Origin of the sequence: Neobacillus niacini NBRC 15566, from assembly GCF_001591505.1 — a bacterium.
Taxonomy (GTDB): Bacteria; Bacillota; Bacilli; order Bacillales; family Cytobacillaceae; genus Neobacillus; species Neobacillus niacini.
Genome location: NZ_BCVA01000005.1, coordinates 178,968 through 196,017, shown reverse-complemented (window position 1 = coordinate 196,017; position 17,050 = coordinate 178,968). Strand labels below are relative to the sequence as shown.

Genomic DNA, 17,050 nt, shown 5'->3' with positions numbered 1-17,050 from the left:
CATTTAGGGAGATACATGTTAATCGTATCAGAATTTGTAGAAGCAAACAATTTTTATATCATTAAAGTTTGAAGAAATATGACAGATTATGCGGAATTTTTCTTGAGGTTAGACAGATAATGATTTTTAATCATACAAAAGGCCCGTCTAAATAGACAGGCTCGTTATTCAAAAATAATTTCCCGGAAAATATCAGCTTTTGTCGACTACAATGAATAATAGATACTGAGATAATTTAATAAGTGCTGTTGTGCCTCAACCAAACTATCTTTTTTCTTCTTTTCTTGGAATGCTTCTACACTTTTCAACGCACTGGATAATTCCTTGTTTAAATTTTTTACTTTCTCATTTTTCAATTTTTCTCCTGTCAGTTTTTCACCAAAAGCTGTGACTTCTTCACTAGCTTCTGATGATATATTCCCAGAAACAATGGCGTTAGAAGTGACTTTTGATAGCTGTTGAAAAATGGCTGGTGCTGCTTCTAAAAAGCTTTTTTCGGTCTCATTTATATCTGATACCGTCTTTTCCGCAATAGGGATTTGTTTTGGCAGTACATCATCAAAGCCATTTGCTTCGTAATGTCCTTCCATTTTCTTTGCATTTTCAATCGAGTCTGTCACACCTAAGAACAAAAATTCTTTATCATTCATTGTTAGTGTTTGAGCAGGTGTGCCTTTCCCTTTCGCCTCATTCGCTGCTCCAGACGCAGCGTCTTTGGTCGAAAAAGCTCCACCTTGGACAATGAACACTGTTTGAGCTCCAATGGCAATAGAACTACCCTTTCCAGCGGTTACATCTGAACCTTTATCAGTCCCCTTATCAACTACCACCGGCTCAGTTACTGCAGGTTTACTATTTTCACTAATGACTAACTTAAGCATAAGGACCCCGAGACTTGTCCCAATCAAGATAGCAAATACAGCTGTTACAAGTATAGATTTTAACACACTACCATTACGCTTCATTGAAAAGGTTGTAAAAGTAGCAGTCTTCTTTTTTTCGCCATTTTTCTGCTTCTGGCTGCTGACAACCTTATATTCCTGAATGTCGTTTTCCGTAGATTCAGGAATAATCCAATCAAAACTTTCATCGATTGGATCCTTGGCGGCAGCAGTCTCAAGAAAAACATCCTGATCATTGAAATCTTCGTCGATGTTTATCACTTTAGTAAAAGAATCTTTGCTAGATTCTTGTTCTTTCTTAATGGGCTCTTCTGTGAAAGTCTGGTTTTCTCCATTTAGTTTTATTTTGATGGTATTGCCACGATTCGGCTTGTCCACTAACCCGTACTCCTCCCTCTACCAATAGCAATTTCTACCATCCTATCATAAAGACAAAAAAAAATAACAAGACTTTTGTCGTCTTGTTATACAATGCTTTCGTCAATTTTTTTAATTGTCCTGGTTAACATCTGAAAAGGCGTTTAATGGATTTTTCTTATTTGCCGGTGCTGGTGAATCGATTTGCGGAAGTTCAGCAATTAAATCATCTAATCCTGGCAAGTAATAAGCGGAAACAGTAAGAGAATAAGATAATGGTTTATAAACTGTATCCGTATCAAGCGAAGTAATTTCTCCTCCACCGGAATAATTGATAGATTCCACTACAACAATTCGTTTTAAAGATTCAAGAGTTGCAATAAACTTTTCAATATCTTCGTACCTAGGTGATTCAATACTTAAATTTACAGTCAGTTTCTTTAAAGCAGTTGTAGGTCCTGGTGCAGCTTGTTCTGCCTGTGTTTCCTGAACAGGTTTAACCTCAGGAACTTCTGAAGTCTCGGCACCCTCAGTAGCAGGAGGAGTTGCTGATTCCATCGGAACATCAATATCTTTTGAAAAACCCATGCTCAGAATCTTACTATTTGAAACATTCTCCGCCTTTTCAAGATCTAAAATAAACTGTTCTTGTAAAGGGCTAACAGGAACCTTTTTCTGTAATTCTCTTGTATCTTCAGATACCTTTGTTGTTTCATCCAGTTTTTTTTGATTTATCGTTTCTAGTAGTTTTTGTTCAGAAGCAAGTGTTTGTTCTTTTGATTCTAAGTCTGATTTCAATGGTGAGAGCTTAAAGAATTGTGCAAAGGCGACTAGGAATACAATGAGTAGAAAGCCAACCAATAAAGTAAGTTTATGCTTTTTAGAAAAACTTAGTTTCATGATTGTTTCACTCCTTCCCCATTAACGCCGCCTTTATTAATTAGCTTTTTTATTGTTTCTTTATTAAGAGTAATTTCATATTGTCCAAAATACCTTGGTAGTACATCCATTTCCTGCTGCTTAACTACAGTTGTAGTATCTTCCGTAGTCTTCGTATTAGGGTCAACGGGAGTTATTATAATACTATTTGGGTTATTGGGATCCGTGGTGACAACAATGGATTGTTTATTACTTTCTGTACTTGTTGGTTGTCCCTCTGTAACTTGGCTAGATGTAGATAAAGTAGTTTCATCTGTTAATTCTTGTTTCTTTACTGTTAAAGAACTAAGATTTGCTTCCTCTATCCATTGGGATTTATTTAGATTATCTAAGAAGTATGCAGCTTCCCGCGCACTATCCAATTGAACAGTAATCGTAACTGTCCCAGCCTCAGTATATCCAAAAGTTTGGATAAAACCACGTTCTGGCAATAATCCTGTCAAATGCTGCATAACAGGAATGGTCTGGATTGGATAACTATTTGCCCACTCAACCGCACTTTTTAAAAGAGTAACAGACATGGCAGACTCACTTGTTTGTGAATTCTTTTCTTCTATCGCCGCCAAGTCTTTGGTCATTTTTATTTGACTTTCCATATTCGCAATATCATTTTTCGTCGACTGTATTTGCAAGATATAATAGGTCCCAAGAGCTAGAAAAATTACTGCCATGGCAGCAACTACAATTAGAAAACTTGTTTTCCTCGGTTCTTTATGTGGAAGCAGGTTAATTTCTACTAACATCATTTCACCTCTTTTAAAGCGAGACCTAAAGATAATAATAGATTAGCCGGTACGCTTCCTGATTTACCAGTTTCAACTCCGTCTTGCTCAATTTGTTCAACAGGAATTTCAAATCTTTCGTTCATTTCATCAAAAATTGCCGTTAACATCGGATGGTCACCATTTAATAGAAACTTTGTGATATCCCTTTTTTCGTTCGATAGTGTGTAGCGATAAAAGTCTACTAACTTAATAATTTCATTCAAGATATCTTCAATCTGGAGAGCTAATTCTTCTGTATCCCCACTGTATTTAAACGTCATCATACCAGCACTGTCTTGTTTGATATCCCATTTCTCAATATCAAAAGGAAGTGGAAACTGCCTCATAACAAGAGGAACTGTATCATCAAAGATGCATAAATTAACACTAGTTAAGTCAAATTGCACCGTAAACAAAACCTCATTTTCACTGGCTTGACCGTTTTGATGAAATAAACGATATAGTGCTAGCGGCGAAATATCTGCTGCAATGGGTTTTAGCTTCAAATCAGAGAATAACTTTGCATATTCCATTACATATTGTTCCGGGGCAGCAAACAAAAGCAGATCCTTTGTTTTCCCGTTACTAGCGAGTGGAAAATAATCAAAGACTGGCTCTTCAAAAGGTAAATGGATACTAGAACCAAGTTCCAAATATAAATATCCCTTGATTTCATCATCCTGAATATCGGCAGGTATGGAGACTTTACGGATAATCACTAGTGGGTCAGGAACAAGAAAACGAACCTGACGACCTTTAATTTTCCATTCATCGATACGCTCTTCCAATATATTTGCCAGCGAATCAATATCCGTAATCTTCCCTTCGGTAATCACTCCAGGGGGAAGGAAGCGTTCGCACCATTTTTGTACAGCAGGGGGGTTCGCTTGTTTTAGTTCAACAAAACGAACCGAATGGTCATTTACTACCAGGTTAACTATTCGATTTTTTGATGAAAAGAGGGAAAATGCCATATTAATTACCCCTTACTTAAAAGCTGTATTAAGAAATTGTAAGTATAAATCGATGAGTTCCGAACCCCAATAATAAGCCGTCAATGTCCCGGCTGCAATAAATGGACCGAACGGAATCGGCTGTTTTCTTTTAACAATCTTGAAAATAAGCAACAAACCGCCAATGACGGCTCCAAATAATGTAGAAAAAAAGAAGGATAAAAGTACTAGTTTAATACCCAGAACAAAACCCAGTAATGCATATAATTTAACATCTCCCATCCCCATGCCGCCTTTACTAACAAGCGCAACGATGAGCAAGAGCACAAAGCCAGTTATGGCGCCAAGCAAGCTGTCCCACCACGGGGAGAGCGGCCAAACAATTCGTTCCAATAAAAAAATCCCTGCAAACCAGATTAAGATCTTATCAGGGATGATCATATAGTGAATATCAGATACTACAATTATGATAAACATTGAGATTAGTGTCAGTGTAACCACTAATTCTCCGGACCATCCAATCACAAGTGGGGCTGTTGCAAACAAAATGCCAGTTAGCAATTCAAAAAAAGGATAGATAGGAGAAATCCGCGACTGACAGCCGCGGCATTTTCCTTTTTGAAACAAGTATGAAATTACTGGTATTAGTTCGTACGGTTTCAATTGGTGCCCACACGTTGGACAAGCAGACCGAGGTGCAACAACTGATTGTTTTATTGGTATCCTTAGACCTACTACATTATAGAAAGAACCAAAAATGACACCATATAAAAAAGTAAATAATATTATTAAAGTAGTCTCAGGCAATTAATTAATTCCTCTTCCAACTAACTAATTCTTGCTCGGTTGCACCATTTGTTTTTATATCGGTTGTTCCACCAGTTATATCGTTGGCTTCGTGAGAAGTTAAAGTATAAAGAAAACCACCTGATGCCTTTGCGCTTACAAGTACTTCAAAACTAGAATCATTAACACGATCTAAATATGGAGCTAAATCAGTTGAATCTAAGCCAGTACCTGCTGTTGCTAAGGCAGTTAGTGCTGTCCCAGATGGATTTTTCTCATTCATGTAATACTTTGCAGCATTAATAATTTGTAGTCCTTCTTGTACTTGTGCTTTTTCCTTTGAATTATTAATAACATTCCCAATCGCTGGAATTGCAATGGCAGCAATAATCCCTAAAATAACAATAACTGCTAGTAATTCAATTAATGTAAAACCTTTTTGTTCCTTAAGTTTTGAACCTAATTTTTTTAACATATTCCATCTCCTTTTGGTCCTAAGAACCTAGTAATATTTCTCTATGAGTATACAATAAATGTAAGCTATTGAAAAGAGAATTTAATCACATTTTGTCTTATTTTTAACATGATTGTAATATTTCCTGATATTTTGTTACATTAGCTCATTTGATCAAACATTGAGAACATTGGCATCATAATTGAAAGGACAATTACTCCTACTACACCTGCTAGGAAAACAATCATAATTGGTTCAATTAAAGATTTAAGTCGATCTGTTCCTTGTTCGACTTCTTTCTCATAAAACTCAGCTATTTTAGATAGCATCGAATCTAGTGCCCCTGTGCTTTCACCAATGGATATCATTTGTGTCACCAGTGGTGGGAATGCCCAGTGATTCATCATCGGTTCTGTCATCGAACGACCTTTCTCAAGTGAATTTCGAGATTCGCGAATTACTCTGGCAATAACTTCATTTTCTACTACTTTTTCAACAATCGACATTGCTTGCAAAATAGGTACTGAACTTGAGAATAACGAGCTAAGCGTCCGCATCATTCGAGCCAACGCCGCCTTTTGCAGCATATTGCCAAAAATCGGCATTCGTAAAAGAAAATAATCTAAATAATATCTGGTTTTTTTATTTTTCTTCATATAGATAATGACGAAACCAAATGCAAATACAATCAGGAAAATCAGCCACCAAAATGACTGCATAAATCCACTTGCATTTAAAACAAATTTCGTTATCCCTGGAAGTTCAGCTCCCATATCCTCAAACATTGTTACAAATGTTGGAACTACTCCAACTAATAAAAAGATAACTGCCCCAATTGCTAGAATCCCGATTACAGCAGGATAAGTTAAGGCTGATTTCACTTTGGCTACAGTATCATGCTGCTTTTCAAAATCATCTGCGAGTTTCTCTAAAGTTTCATCCATGTTTCCAGCTACTTCACCAGCTTTAACCATGTTGATAAACATTGAATTAAAGATTTTTTTATGCTTTGCAACTGACTCTGAATATGGATTTCCTTCGCGCAGATCCTGTTCAACAGCCATTAATGCTTTTTTTAGCGCTTTACTTTCTGTCTGAATTGCAAGAATCTCAGTTGCTTCAACAACGGTCACACCAGCTTTTATTAACGTTGCAAACTGCCGTAAATAGATTACAAAATGCTGCAGCTTTACTGGGTTTCCGATTGTTAACTCCATCGTCATCAGGGTTTCAGGTACTTCCGCCATTTCAATAACTCGGATACCATCTTCTTTCAATTTGGCCATTGCCTCTCTTCTTGAAGCAGCGGTTACCGTCCCCTCTTTTTTTCCTCGTTTGTCGCGTCCTGAATATTTGAATCTAGCCATCCAGCATCATCTTTTCTTGTAGATATTTGGTAGCAGCTTCTTTTTGAATTAGATTACGGTCAATTAAATCTCGGATACTCATTTCAAGCGTATGCATTCCTTGAGCACGTGAGGTTTGCATGGTGCTCTGGATTTGGTGGATTTTTTCGTTACGTATTAGGTTAGCAATTGCCGGGTTATTAACGAGAATTTCTGTTGCCGCTTTACGCCCTTTTTTATCTATGGTAGGGAATAAGCGCTGAGAAATAACACCTACTAAAACAGAAGCCAATTGAACTCTGATTTGCGGCTGCTGCGCAGGTGGAAATACGTCGATGATACGGTTAATCGTTGATGGAGCACTGGATGTATGCAGTGTTCCCAATACAAGGTGACCTGTTTCGGCAGCGGTAATGGCAATCCCGATAGTTTCTAGATCACGCATTTCCCCTACTAAAATGATGTCTGGGTCTTGTCGAAGTGCGCCTTTTAAACCATTTGCATAGGATTGCGTATCAAAGCCCACCTCACGCTGGTCGATAATCGAATTTCCATGCTTGTGTAGATATTCGATTGGGTCCTCTAATGTCACAATATGTTTACGCATGGTCCGATTTACATAGTCAATCATAGAAGCGAGTGTTGTTGACTTACCACTACCAGTTGGACCAGTAACCAAAATCAGCCCCTGTGGTCGCTCAACAAGCTCAGGTATAATTCTGGGCAAATCTAGATCTTCGATCGTAGGTGTTTTGGAGGCAACTACCCTGAGGGCTAAAGATACACTTTTCCGTTGATGGTAGGCATTAACACGGAATCGCGATACTCCAGGAATACCATAAGAGTAATCGAGTTCTCCTTTTTCCTTAAATAAATCATACATATTTTCAGGGATTGTTATTTTTGCAATCTCTTCTGTGTCTGCAGGAAGTAATATGTCCTTCCCATAACGTTTGATATCTCCATTTATACGAAAGATGGGAGGAACACCCACTGTAAGATGGATGTCCGATGCCTTAAATTCCAGCGCCGCCCGTAATATATTCTCTATTCTTTCTCTCATCATGTCTGTTCTCCTACTCCAAGATAGCTACACGTAATACTTCTTCTGTGGTAGTTAGACCTTGTTTTACCTTTAATAAACCATCGTCAATCAAGAAAATGGTTTTATTTTTTATCGCAAGCTCTTTTAATTTATGAGTTGAGTCTTCATTCATAATAATCCTGCGCATATCGTCATTCAGGACAAGGACTTCGTGAAGGGCAACCCTTCCTTTGTAGCCGGTCATATTACAGGATTGACATCCTTTTCCGCGAGTAATCTTTTCAATTTTCATTCCCCGTCGGGCAAATATTTCGATTTCACGTTTAGTTGCTTCTTGAACCTCAGCGCAATCACGGCAAACCTTACGCACTAACCGCTGAGCGACAATTCCAGTAAGGGAGGAGGCAATTAAAAATGGTTCCACTCCCATATCTATTAACCTTGTCACGGTACCAAGTGAGTCATTGGTATGCAGCGTACTTAGCACTAAGTGCCCCGTTAACGAAGCACGTACAGCAATCTCTGCAGTCTCTTTATCACGAATTTCTCCGACCATGATAATATTAGGATCTTGTCGAAGTATCGAACGCAATCCTGCCGCAAAGGTCATGCCCACATTGGTATTTACCTGAATTTGATTAATACCTTCAAGCTGATATTCAACTGGGTCCTCAATCGTAATAATGTTTACTTGTTCACTGTTTAATCGATTTAGAGCGGCGTAAAGAGTTGAAGACTTACCTGAACCTGTTGGCCCTGTTATTAATACAATCCCTGTAGGCTGCTCTATCATTTCAGAGAAGCGCTTTAGGTTAAGGGCATTAAAGCCGATTTTGTTTAAATCATTTAGCGCAGCACCCATATCTAATATCCGCATAACAATTTTCTCGCCGTACACGGTCGGTAATGTAGACACACGAAGATCGATGGGATGGAAATCAAGATTCATTTTAATCCTTCCATCTTGAGGAATACGATGTTCGGTAATATCAAGATTGGACATAATTTTTACTCTAGCGGTTAATACACTGCGCATATGTCGCGGCAATACACGTTCAACACGAAGTACCCCATCTATACGATAACGAACAACTACTTTTGTTTCCTGAGGGTCGATATGAATATCACTCGCCTTTTGGATAACGGCATTTGTGAGGATTTGGTTTACTAATCTCACAATTGGAGAATCAAGGTCGTTAATATCATCGTCTCTTCCCCGGTCACTTGAAGAAAGTTCATCAAATAGCTCCTCTAGGCCTTCGTCAACATTGTAATATTTATTAATTGCCCTAACGATTGCCTCTTTTGTTGCTATTGCCGTTTCGATTTGAAAGCCAGTCGATAGACGAAGGTCATCTATTACGATGAAATCCATCGGATCGACCATTGCTACGTATAGTTTATTACCTTCTTTTTTAAGAGGAACAATTAAGTTACGGCTAGCAGTTTCTTTTGATATTAGTGAAAAAAGGTTGGTATCAAAAGGATAATGCATCAGGTTAATATGTGGAATTCCTAATTGATACTCTAATACTTCCGCCAACTGCTGATCCGTTATTAAGCCTCTTTGCAGCAGGGCATCACCTATTTTCTGATTTGGTGCTTTTTCATCCAATGTTAATTGGAGTTGTTCAGGGGTAATTAACCCTTCTTCAATTAACAAATCTCCTAGTCGTCTCCGTGTTTGTTTCATTTATAATCACTACTAACATTATTTTGGTTGTTCATTTGGTTTCCCCCAAAGGTCATCATCCGAATCTTTTTCGTTTATCTCCGTAGATGTTGTTGGATTTCCAGAAGGATTAGATGGTTCTGTGCTAGTTGTTGTAGAAGATGATTGTTGTGTCCCCGTCAAACCGTGCACTTCCACACGATATACAGGTGGGTAATAATCTTCTGATACTATCTCACTCGTAATCATTTGTTCACCTTGATAGGTTTCACGAAGAATCTTAACGATTTGTCCATCAATACCGTTCGTTTGCACCTTAATCTGCCCAGGCAGAAGTAAAGGGCTAAATTGAACAATTGTTCTTGGTTTCAATAACTGTTCCTCTTTTTTGCTAATGATATAATTGTAAAGGAGCTTTTCGCCCTTTAAAGTGACGATTAACTCTTTATCCACCAGTTGCAAGTGTAACTTATATGAAGTGGTATTAGGATTAAAAATAATTAGATCTGTACCGTTGGAAACATTAACCTTCGCTTCAAATCCTATGCCTGTATAATTTGGAAGTGCACTGCTGATATTTCTTTCCGTTATCTTAAAATTTGTTGGCAAGATGGATTGATATATTCCCGTCGCAATCATGCTTAGAGCGGTTGAACTTTCAATCTTCTGTTGTTTTGCGAAGTCGACCATGGAAAAAGTTGTACCTTCAGCAATCTGGATTTCTGGGTTTGCAGAGATTATTGCACCTATATCATTAGGGATATCTGTCAACTTTATAATTGCTTTACTGATGACATTGGCATTATTACTAGCGTCAGTAATTAAGTAATCCTTATTCAAATTGAATAAATAAGAACCTTGTTCAAACTTTGCAGCCGTATTTACTATGTCTGCTTTTAGTTTTGTAAGTTCCAGTTGATTGCTGTCCACTTGTGGAAACTGAAGTTGAATTTGATCTTGAACAGGCAAAATATTTATGTTCATTGATACTGTATTACTTTGACCGTCCTTGATTGAGTAAACCGATTGTGTAGAATCAAAAGTAATTAGGTTTACATCGAATGGTACAATTTTCTCACTATATTGCAGTTCAAACTTTGTATTTTTTACCCATTCCACATACTTTTCATCTAACAAAGAAATTACTTCACTATCAGTCTTTCCAGAAACATCAATCGAACCAATTGAAGTACCTTCTGAGTATTTTCCATTAGAAGAATGGGCGAAACCTTCAAATGCTTTAACACCAAAGTGGGACGAACTAAAAATAACTGCTGTGCTTAAAAAAAGGACAACAAATAATTTAATGAATGATTGATGCTTACTCAAACTTTATGCCTCCCTTCCTAAATATTACTTTTGTAATTCTAGTACTTTCTTGGGTTTGATTTCTCCATTATCTGTTGCTGCCGCAACCTCTTTTTCAGCAAATAATTCTTCTAACACAAGTTCATCCACTTGAGATTCATCTACAGTTTCCTTATCTTCGTCCTTCAAAATAGTTAATTCCGCAAGCTCATCTAGCCAGCTCTCTTCATCAATGGAATCTACCTTATCAGTGTGAGATTCTGTAAAACTTTCATCTAGTAAGTTTTCAATATCTGATAAATAACCAACCTCGGGTTCGTTAGCTTCTATTAATTCCTCATTATTACTTCCAAGCTCCCTGTCCTGTAAGAAAGAAATATCTTCGACTAGAGAATCAATAGGAATGATGTCTACTTCTGTATTTTTTATGGAAGATGAAGAGGAAATTTCCAATTCAGAATCCATTAAATCTATATCTAGTGTTTTATCTGTTTGTTTTGTTACGTTAAATGAAGAGTGACTCTCCTCAAAATCAATTTCTTCTACTAAATGCTCTTTTGTCAAATACAAGCTTTTTGCCATTCGGCTATCCATTAAATAGGCTGCAAAAAAAGAAAGAACTAGTAGCATTACCATTGCTTGCCACACAGGAATGGCTATCGTTGCTGCAAGTCCTCCCGATGCTAACAGGCCACTTAACACAACAAGAAAAAACTTTCCTTTTGTCGTGTATCCAAGTGGTATTAAAAAATGAATCAATAACATTAAAAGCATAGTACCTAATACCCAAATAACTGTTAGCATTCATTCACATCCCTTTTACCCGTTCTATGTTCTATTAAACAACAATTTCTTCCAAAAGCTTATATTTTTTTCAGCAAATACTAAAAATAGACAAAAAACGTCTATTAGATATTGTATAATACTTTTGGATAGTTTGAAAGAAGCTGTAAAACATTTTATAGGCATTATCTACTGAAAATTGTTATTTTTTGTCTAAATATTTTGTTCAGATATATCCATTAACCTATATTTTGCTCCCAGAAGGGAATGAGTAAATTGAAGAAATTGAATTGTGAAAAAGGTATAACCTTGGTTGAGGTTCTTGCTTCTGTGACTATTTTATCCATTATTCTAATATCTTTAATGGGTTTCTTCACCCAAATGGGGATGATGAATAAGAATAACGGAGATAAGTCTCAAGCCATCAATACAGCTAAACAAGTATTATTAGAATGGAAGGATTCTTCTACATTAAAAAATAAACTAGCAAATTCAAATCCTAGTTCTGTCCTTTCACCAGAAGTAGAAATTAATAGTGTAAAATATAACTTTTCGGAGGATTCTACTTTCTTTAAATTTGAAAGTACTAATAGTAGTCGTAAACTTTCTATTAAAGTAAAGAAAACTCCCGAAATTCCAAATGATCCTAGCAGTCCTTACTATTCGACTAGCCCTTATAAATTACACTACATTCACGTAATGGTTCAAAATGATAAGAAAAATCAAATAAGCGAAACATATGGGTTTATTGTTAGATAGGAGCTGAGTAAATTGAATGAAAATGAACGTGGTGTTACACTTATTGAATTGCTCGCCGTTGTTTCCATTATTTCTATTATTGGAGTAGTGATATGGGGTGTATTTTTTCAAGGGATTCAATATTCTCAGAAATCCTTTTCTAAAAATTTCATGATTCAGGAAACCAACATCATTCTAACAAATTTAATTAAAAATCATCAAACAGTAAAGTCCTACGACATTGAAAACCCAAGTTGTAAAATCGTTATTAAGAGCAGATTAACTGCTGATCCTACCGTCTATGAAACAGTAGAATACAGTCATCCTAAAATATGTATTAATTTAGAAATTAAACAGGCTGATGGCAGTGTAATAAAGAGCAAATCGAATATTATTCCAAGCCAGGCAAGCGGTGATACCACATTAACAATTATTGCTTCTGACAAGGTTGACCCAGCAAATAAAGTTTCTATTGAAGCACAATTGTATAGGTTGAAAGGAGCTGATTATTAATGAAGATTTTAAAAAATGAACACGGATATTCTCTCGTTACTGTGTTAATGATTATTACTGTCTTTATGACTCTTATTCTAGCATTTATGGGCCAATCTTTTAGTAGTGTCAAACAAAATAAAGTGGTTGAATCCTCTTCACAATCGGTTGCAATTGCAGAAATGGGAATATCCTATTACCATGTAGCAGTTAAAAACGTATATAAAACAAAACAGCAGGAATATAAAAACAAGTACCTTACTGACCCAACTATTACAGTGGAAAAGATTGCAACGGATATTAAAGATACAATAAATAATGAGATAAGAAAGGGATTAACAAAAACTACAGTTGCTGGAAGTGACACATACTATATAGTAAATGAAAAAAAGATTTCTGGAAAAGCAGATAATCTATTTGCTGAATATGACAGTGCTAATAAAAAAATAGTGGTTAATTTCACCGTAACAGGAACTAATGGTACCGATACTTCTAAGCTAAGTACAGATATGAGTATCGATCTTAGTGCTATAACTATTGTTGCGGATATAGCTCCAGTAATATCCGATATACCGAAAGTTGATAAACCTACGTTAGATCCTAATATAGATACAAAATGTATTGATCCACAAAATACTGTTTATTTCTTACAAGGTGATTGCCCAAATGGCATTATCATTACAAGCCCCAATATGACTTTTACTACCAACTTTCAAAGCTATCCTGGAACCATTTATGTCTCGGAAAGTGCTACTGGGACACTTACAATGGATGGTGTAGGTAATAAATCAAAGTTAAAAGTCTATAGTGATAACCTAGTATTAAGTAAGAACTTAATCAATGTTACTGAGGTAAATATCGAAGCGAAGGGGAATGTTACTTTTGGTAGCCACTTCGTAGCTGCAGGGAAAACGAATCTCTTAGTTGGAGGAAATCTCATAGCTGAGGGTAGACTTGAGTTTAATGATAATACGGATAAAACGTATTTTTCTCTCATTAGAGGCACCGTGACCGCTAAACTAAATCATGATATCCTTATTGGGGCAAAAAATACAATGTGTGTAAAAGGGAAATTAACAGCTGGTAATGCTATTATTAGAGGGAAATTATATATTTACAAAGCGAATCAAAATTTCAATACAACAGATTCAAACAATATCGTATATGTTGACGAAAATCTTACTGATGCAAAACGTCAAGATATACAAAAGAATTGTGGTACAACATTTGATAGTGATACTAAAACGCTTCAATGGGGCGACAATATCGATGCTTTGGTTGACGATGTTGTTTACAATTAAAGTTATCTGAAAAAAAGTAAAAAAGAACAAGACCCTTTCTTGCACCGTCAGTCCAGGGTCTTGTTCTTTATAATTAATAAGCAATTTTTATGATTTTAGCATGATGAATACTCCGCCACCCGATTCCTTCCAGCCCTCTTCGCCCCCACATACAACGCCCTGTCTGCATGCCTCACCAAAGCAAGTGGATCCTCCGCATCCTCAGGAGCAGTCGCCACTCCAATTGATGCGGTAATCTTCACCTGCTGTTGTGTTAGCTCTAAGGATTGCTGCAAGGTAAATGGCCAGTTGGCGATAGATTGTCTTATCAATTCTGCAAGATGATAGGCCTCTTTTTTATCAGCCTCTGGCAGCAACACCACAAATTCCTCACCGCCGTATCGGGCGACTGTTCCCCGTGAACCTACAAGATTACTTAACCTAGCTGCCAACTCACAAAGGATTTCATTTCCGCTCTGGTGCCCATATGTGTCATTGACTTCTTTAAAATGGTCGATATCAAGAATGATTAACGACAGGACTTTTCGTTCGAATTGGAATAGCTTATCGAATTCCTCCGTTAGTAATTTTTCGAAGTACCGATAATTATATAATTTCGTTAAGGCGCAGCGTTCACTCTGCGTTTTTGTAATTTCGTAATGCTTTGCATTATCGATGGCAACTGCAAAATACGAACATAGGATATCAACGATCATCAACTGTGATCTCTCATAAGCTCTTTTTTGCTTTGAAGCAAGTAATAAGACCCCAATGACTTTTTTATTTCTGACAATCGGAACCGCTAATACACTTTCTGCGTCACTAGGAAGATATCCCTTCGTAAACGGCTTCCAATCTTTTTTTGAATGATATAAGTAACCTTTTTTCTTCTCCCATACAAAACCGCTTATGCCCTGATTTTTTTTGATTTTAGCATTCTCCGTAGTAATTCCAGTCCCACACTGAATGCGGCGGACTAATTGAAGCTCGTCATCACTGATGACATCAAAAATGTAGGCATAGTCAACGGGAAGCATTTCACTTAGTTTCTGCATAAAAAGGTCAATAACTCCATCCACCTCAAGGCGTTCAGCCATTTGGTGACCAATTTCAGCAGCCTTCTGTAAATATTCGTTGATTTTTTGACTTGAATAATAAAGCTTGAATATGATTGATAAACTTGCAAATGGAACAGCTACAATAAATAGCGCTAATAGTCCTTGAAAGTTATAAAACATATAGAGTACAAAGCCAAGCGGCAAAGTCATAAATGTGGTAACTGTCTCCACAATGAAATCTTTGCCAAAGTAGGATTCCTTACTTTTATAGATAAAATATAAATAAAATGAAATAATGACCTGATTTAGGAAGTAATTCACTACAGCATAAACTGCTGCAAGTGCAAGAGAATGCAGATTATTTATAATGGTAGGACCTGTTTGTCCACCAAGTGCATAGTAAACGACACCACTGACTAAAGAAACTAGAAAAAACATGATCAAGTTTAGCGGTAAACGGAAAAGTTGCTCCTTTTGTAGACGCAGCCTGAGTAATAACACAATGACTGCAGCCTGCGCAAAAATCATTTCAACAAATATTCCGAAACTTAAGAATGTAGCGAGTGATACCCATTGAATTAAGAAAATAGGCGTATTATTTATGACCATCGGCATAAAGGCAACAACCGATGTTAAAATCAAAAATGCTGCAATATCTAACCATTTACCTGAAATGTGAGGAGGATAAGTTTGATAGGTAAACCACAATCCTGCTGGAACGAGCAAGAGCCATACTAGAAATATATTTCGTTTTGTTTTTGCGGCAACTGTCAATCTAGCCCCTCCTATCAAAAGGTTATTTTGAAATCAAGATAATTCTATTTTACCAAAAATTTAGGAGCCTGTCATAGTGAAATCGTCTTGTTTTTCAAAAATTCACTCAAATAAAGTTTAACCTCAGAAATGAAATACAAAGAGCCTGTTACGACTAGAATCTGATCATTCTTTAAAGAATTAATAATCTCTGCTAGATGTGTGTCCCATTTGTCTTCCATTGCTTTATTTTTGGATTTACTGATTCCAAATAAATCCTTTGCTTGAGCAGCACGAGGAAAGTCAAATGACACGAAGGAGATTCTATCTGCAACTTGATCCAATTGGGCAATCATTTGGTCCAACTTTTTATCTTTTAAGGCTGCAAATACAATATTAATATGATAGTTAGAATAACGAGTAGAAAGTTCCTTAACCAGTACCGAAATTCCCTCATCATTATGAGCGCCGTCAATAATGACAATTGGACGATGAGAAAGGATTTCGAATCTTCCTGGCCAATAGGCTTTCTTTAAGCCTGTCCTAATGTCATCCTCGCTTATGGAAAAATCCCCATCTTGATTGATAGCTTGAACAGCCATTACCGCTAAGGCTGCATTTTCTGTTTGATGTTGACCAATCATGCTGATTTGCAACTGTTCGATTTTATCGATATTGCTTTCTAATGAAAACATCTCTCCATTAGCTTGTGGGCTGTGGGAGGTAATGGTAAAATCCTGATTCAATCGAAATAGTGGGGCATGCTTTTTTCCAGCCTGTTCCTCTATGACCTTCATTGCTTCTTCATTTTTTACGGCAGTATAAGTAGGAATCCCTTCTTTAATAATGCCTGCCTTTTCAAAAGCAATTTCTCCGTAGGTGTGCCCTAGTATATTTGTATGATCTAACCCAATGTTTGTAATGATAGAAGCGATTGGCTGAATAATATTAGTAGAATCAAACCTTCCGCCTAAGCCCACTTCATAGATAACCATGTCCACTTGATTGATATTGGCAAAATAATAGAAAGACATCGCTGTAATCACTTCAAACTCGGTTGGTCCGCCAAGCTCGGTTTCTTCTAATTCATCTGCAAGGGGACGAATCACATTGGTTAACTCCAGGATTTCTTCGTCACTGATGGGCTTCCCATTTACAGAGATTCGCTCATTAAATTGTTCAATATATGGTGATGTAAACGTACCTACGGTATAGCCTGCTGCTTCGAGAATATTGCGTAAGAAGGTTACAGTTGACCCTTTCCCATTTGTTCCGCCAATATGAACAGTTTTCATTTTCCGCTCTGGAGACCCGAGCTTTTCCATCATCCATTCCATTCGGGAAAGTCCTGGTTTAATCCCAAGCCTTAATCTTGCGTGTATCCATTCAAGGGCTTCGTTATAAGTTGTAAACATTTTGG

The 17,050-nt window shown here is 36.9% G+C and carries 16 protein-coding genes; 3 read left to right on the top strand and 13 right to left on the bottom strand.

Annotation, left to right across the window (positions count from 1 at the left end; all coding sequences use genetic code 11):
• Window positions 1-206: 206 nt before the first annotated feature.
• The 11 genes from BANA01_RS07040 to BANA01_RS06990 form a co-directional block, all read right to left on the bottom strand.
• Window positions 207-1,280: a hypothetical protein gene (locus tag BANA01_RS07040; protein WP_034675015.1), complete on the bottom strand. Its 1,074-nt coding sequence runs from the start codon at window positions 1,278-1,280 to the stop codon at window positions 207-209.
• A 111-nt stretch (window positions 1,281-1,391) separates the two neighbouring features.
• Window positions 1,392-2,159 (bottom strand): hypothetical protein, encoded by a 768-nt coding sequence (locus BANA01_RS07035; protein WP_034675017.1) that lies wholly within the window; start codon window positions 2,157-2,159, stop codon window positions 1,392-1,394.
• The gene (locus BANA01_RS07030) at window positions 2,156-2,944 is read right to left on the bottom strand and encodes a PilN domain-containing protein (protein WP_157411736.1); all 789 of its coding nucleotides are present in this window, start codon (window positions 2,942-2,944) and stop codon (window positions 2,156-2,158) included. Before BANA01_RS07030 ends, BANA01_RS07035 begins: the two co-directional genes overlap by 4 nt.
• Window positions 2,941-3,936, bottom strand: a complete 996-nt coding sequence (pilM, locus tag BANA01_RS07025) for a type IV pilus biogenesis protein PilM (RefSeq protein ID WP_034675019.1) — start codon at window positions 3,934-3,936, stop codon at window positions 2,941-2,943. Before pilM ends, BANA01_RS07030 begins: the two co-directional genes overlap by 4 nt.
• 12 nt (window positions 3,937-3,948) lie before the next feature.
• Entirely contained in the window at window positions 3,949-4,722 is a 774-nt protein-coding gene (locus BANA01_RS07020; RefSeq protein ID WP_063252278.1) for a prepilin peptidase, read from the bottom strand.
• Window positions 4,723-4,726: 4 nt separating this feature from the next.
• The gene (locus tag BANA01_RS07015) at window positions 4,727-5,176 is read right to left on the bottom strand and encodes a prepilin-type N-terminal cleavage/methylation domain-containing protein (protein ID WP_063252276.1); all 450 of its coding nucleotides are present in this window, start codon (window positions 5,174-5,176) and stop codon (window positions 4,727-4,729) included.
• Window positions 5,177-5,316: 140 nt separating this feature from the next.
• Window positions 5,317-6,522, bottom strand: a complete 1,206-nt coding sequence (locus BANA01_RS07010; protein WP_063252274.1) for a type II secretion system F family protein — start codon at window positions 6,520-6,522, stop codon at window positions 5,317-5,319.
• Entirely contained in the window at window positions 6,515-7,564 is a 1,050-nt protein-coding gene (locus BANA01_RS07005) for a type IV pilus twitching motility protein PilT (protein ID WP_063252272.1), read from the bottom strand. The genes BANA01_RS07010 and BANA01_RS07005 overlap by 8 nt, the downstream gene beginning before the upstream one ends.
• Window positions 7,565-7,577: 13 nt before the next feature.
• Window positions 7,578-9,239 (bottom strand): GspE/PulE family protein, encoded by a 1,662-nt coding sequence (locus BANA01_RS07000; RefSeq protein ID WP_063252270.1) that lies wholly within the window; start codon window positions 9,237-9,239, stop codon window positions 7,578-7,580.
• Window positions 9,240-9,257: 18 nt separating this feature from the next.
• Complete coding sequence (locus BANA01_RS06995) at window positions 9,258-10,547, bottom strand: G5 domain-containing protein (protein WP_063252269.1); 1,290 nt, start codon at window positions 10,545-10,547, stop codon at window positions 9,258-9,260.
• A gap of 24 nt (window positions 10,548-10,571) precedes the next feature.
• The gene (locus BANA01_RS06990; protein WP_063252267.1) at window positions 10,572-11,330 is read right to left on the bottom strand and encodes a hypothetical protein; all 759 of its coding nucleotides are present in this window, start codon (window positions 11,328-11,330) and stop codon (window positions 10,572-10,574) included.
• A gap of 246 nt (window positions 11,331-11,576) precedes the next feature.
• On the opposite strand from BANA01_RS06990, the gene BANA01_RS06985 reads away from it, so the two are divergent.
• From BANA01_RS06985 to BANA01_RS06975, 3 genes are read left to right on the top strand one after another with little or no spacing between them, the layout of a single operon-like run.
• A complete protein-coding gene (locus BANA01_RS06985; protein WP_235847075.1) occupies window positions 11,577-12,068 on the top strand; it encodes a type IV pilus modification PilV family protein in 492 nt (163 codons plus the stop codon).
• Window positions 12,069-12,080: 12 nt separating this feature from the next.
• Window positions 12,081-12,560, top strand: coding sequence for a prepilin-type N-terminal cleavage/methylation domain-containing protein (locus BANA01_RS06980; RefSeq protein WP_063252263.1), 480 nt, complete (start codon window positions 12,081-12,083; stop codon window positions 12,558-12,560).
• On the top strand, window positions 12,560-13,840 hold the full coding sequence (locus tag BANA01_RS06975; RefSeq protein ID WP_063252261.1) for a hypothetical protein: 1,281 nt from the start codon (window positions 12,560-12,562) through the stop codon (window positions 13,838-13,840). The genes BANA01_RS06980 and BANA01_RS06975 overlap by 1 nt, the downstream gene beginning before the upstream one ends.
• A 95-nt stretch (window positions 13,841-13,935) precedes the next feature.
• Here BANA01_RS06975 and BANA01_RS06970 read toward each other — a convergent pair whose 3' ends face one another.
• Both BANA01_RS06970 and BANA01_RS06965 read right to left on the bottom strand, forming a co-directional pair.
• Window positions 13,936-15,651, bottom strand: coding sequence for a sensor domain-containing diguanylate cyclase (locus BANA01_RS06970; protein WP_174524404.1), 1,716 nt, complete (start codon window positions 15,649-15,651; stop codon window positions 13,936-13,938).
• Between the two features lie 71 nt (window positions 15,652-15,722).
• Window positions 15,723-17,045, bottom strand: a complete 1,323-nt coding sequence (locus tag BANA01_RS06965) for a bifunctional folylpolyglutamate synthase/dihydrofolate synthase (RefSeq protein WP_063252259.1) — start codon at window positions 17,043-17,045, stop codon at window positions 15,723-15,725.
• Between the last annotated feature and the right edge of the window lie 5 nt (window positions 17,046-17,050).